At 56.5% G+C, this 2,680-nt stretch carries 3 protein-coding genes, 1 other RNA gene and 1 pseudogene; all 5 read left to right on the top strand.

Annotated features, from left to right (window positions below; translation table 11 throughout):
- Positions 1–181: pseudogene (locus tag FFS27_RS31310) on the top strand (hypothetical protein); the annotation flags it as partial.
- A gap of 61 nt (positions 182–242) precedes the next feature.
- Positions 243–595: a transfer-messenger RNA gene (gene ssrA, locus FFS27_RS31315) on the top strand.
- 472 nt (positions 596–1,067) lie between these two features.
- Positions 1,068–1,706 (top strand): hypothetical protein, encoded by a 639-nt coding sequence (locus tag FFS27_RS31320; protein ID WP_003109444.1) that lies wholly within the window; start codon positions 1,068–1,070, stop codon positions 1,704–1,706.
- A 242-nt stretch (positions 1,707–1,948) separates the two neighbouring features.
- Entirely contained in the window at positions 1,949–2,284 is a 336-nt protein-coding gene (locus FFS27_RS31325) for a TM2 domain-containing protein (RefSeq protein ID WP_023101493.1), read from the top strand.
- 173 nt (positions 2,285–2,457) lie between these two features.
- Positions 2,458–2,680: PAAR domain-containing protein (locus tag FFS27_RS31330; protein ID WP_171019270.1), on the top strand; the 223-nt coding region annotated here is incomplete at its 3' end.

The following is a 2,680-nucleotide window of genomic DNA, read 5'->3' on the forward strand; positions in this document are numbered from 1 at the left end:
CAAGGACCACCCTTACCCCGAGGTCCGCGACAACATGCGCGACCTGCAACCGGTGTTGCAGGCGATCCAGGCCGACGTGGAAAAACAGCTGGCGCCCGGGCGGAACGCCAAGGCACCGGACAAACCCCTGGACCTGAGCCCGCCTCCGGAGGGGAAACCCAGCGGCGTCAAAGGTTTATGAGCGGCGGATTGGACTCTCGCAGCCCTTTGCCGTAGACTGGTCGTCGACCTGTCAAGGTTTTGGGGCCGATTAGGATTCGACGCCGGTAACAAAACTTGAGGGGCATGCCGAGCTGGTAGCAGAACTCGTAAATTCGCTGCTGCAAACTTATAGTTGCCAACGACGACAACTACGCTCTAGCTGCTTAATGCGGCTAGCAGTCGCTAGGGGATGCCTGTAAACCCGAAACGACTGTCAGATAGAACAGGATCGCCGCCAAGTTCGCTGTAGACGTAACGGCTAAAACTCATACAGCTCGCTCCAAGCACCCTGCCACTCGGGCGGCGCGGAGTTAACTCAGTAGAGCTGGCTAAGCATGTAGAACCGATAGCGGAGAGCTGGCGGACGGGGGTTCAAATCCCCCCGGCTCCACCAAACGCAAACGATAAGCCCCTGATTTTCCTAGTGAATTTCAGGGGCTTTTTCTTTGCCCAGTTCCTTGCCTGCTCCTCCAGCGCCGGGCCTTTCCTGTTGCCGGCTCGCCTTGCTGCTCCCTCCCCTACCGTGACCGGCACCCGGCGAGCTTCGCCAGCCCGCCCTTTTGGCTGCGGACGCGTGGAATGATATTTCCCGAATCTTTTAATGAGACCGTTCGATTCCGCCGCCAACAAGGCTCTGGAACGCTGGCAGGAAAACATTCATGGATTCAGGTTCGAAACTCCCCGCCCAAGAAAACGAGCCTCCGAGAAACCAACGCATACTTTTCGTCAAGCACAGAAAAAGAATTTGAGCTAGACACTCACTACCAGGGTAAGCAGGCGTCTTATATCCCTGGAAAGCGAAACCTAAAACAGAGATTCCAAAACACGATAAACCGGCCTCCACAGACGCTCGAAGGACAAGAAAAATGAAAAAGGAACCGAAAGGAGCAAAAAACAGGATAGTCATCGCCAAAGATGAGAAGAACGTTCTGACCTGCACCAGCGAAGGGTTCGAATATACGCCAGACATCGTCAAGAACGTCTACGGAAAGAGCAGCCGACCCGCACTGGAAGACTGGTTCCTGACGGAACTTGATTTCTTTCGCAGGTATTACCCGGGATACGAGATTTTCACCCTCGGCTCCAGTTGTGTCTTCGGCGAAAAGTTCGTGAACTACCTGACCATCTGCGAATTCGACATAGACAGTACCTACGCCTTCGACTGTCTCAAGAAGGCCCTGAGGGAGTCCGACCAGGCCATTAGGCGGAAACTCTCCGCCATGTGGAAATGGGACATAGCCGCCAGGAAGGACTGGAGCATCGTCTTCATGGTTGGGCACATGGACTTCGCCTACTTCCTCCAGCACAGGAAGGAGTTCCAGGGGGATGCCCATAAGCGCTTCATGAGTACATTCACCACGGCGGAGACGAAAATCACCTCTCGCGACTACAAGGTCATGCATGACGGCGCGATCCTGCCCTTCGACGAAACGGCCCTGTCGCCGGAAGACAGGTTCATTTTCGAGAACTATCAAAAGATAAAGTTCGAAACCACGCCACTATGAAGTTAACGGACAAAAGCGAAAGGCGCCCGGCCGGACGCCTTTCGCCAATAAACTCCAGCCACTCGCCAGTTTGTTTTAAGCGCTTCTACGAAGTCCAGGAGTTCCGACTCCTGGCCGACTCTTCCAGAGCCCCGCAATAAAACTACAAATCAAAAACATCCTCAGACTGGACGCTTGAAAAAACACCGTTGGCAACGTTTCAATTCCCACCATGTCTTCCGCATGGATCAGTGGGAAAACTCATGTCACTACAGTCTGAAATGCTCGTGGAGCAGAAAGTTTCCAACGCCCAGAAATCCACCGGCACCGCCTATCTTCTGTGGTTCTTCCTGGGCGGTTTCGGCGCACACCGCTTCTACCTGGGGAAAACCGGCACGGCGTTTACCCAACTGATCATCACGCTGATCGGTTGTTTCACCCTGTTCCCCCTGATCATTACCGGCATCTGGTGGATCGTCGATGCCTTCCTGATTCCCGGCATCATCCAGGGCCATACGGAGCAGACCCGCCGCGACGCCCGGCTGGAAGTTGCAGCGCTGCAGGTAGCCGGCGCTTCCGCGTCGCACCCTCAAGACTGACCGGCGCACCTCGCTACGGTCCTCGGCGGGCCGGAGAAGAAACCAATGCCGGGAGGTGGGACAAGGAGAAGTCCCCTTCTGCGTTTCTTCCGCTGGCGATAGGTGCCGACTCGTTCAATCCCGAATTGGCCGCCAGAGCGGCCAGCACATCTCACTGATGCAAGGACCCGCACATGAGTGGAAAACCCGCCGCCCGCGTCACCGATCCAACGACCTGCCCAGTGCCAGGGCATGGCAGCAACCCCATCGTCCAGGGCTCTCCCGACGTCGTTTTCGACGGCCTGCCGGCAGCACGGCAAGGCGACGCCTCAGCCTGCGGAAGCCCGATGATCTCAGCCGTTTCGTCGACGGTACTCATCAACGGCCTACCGGCGGTGACGCTGGGTAGTATCGGGG

The sequence above is a fragment of the Pseudomonas sp. 2VD genome (genome assembly GCF_005503585.1).
Lineage (GTDB): Bacteria > Pseudomonadota > Gammaproteobacteria > Pseudomonadales > Pseudomonadaceae > Pseudomonas > Pseudomonas aeruginosa.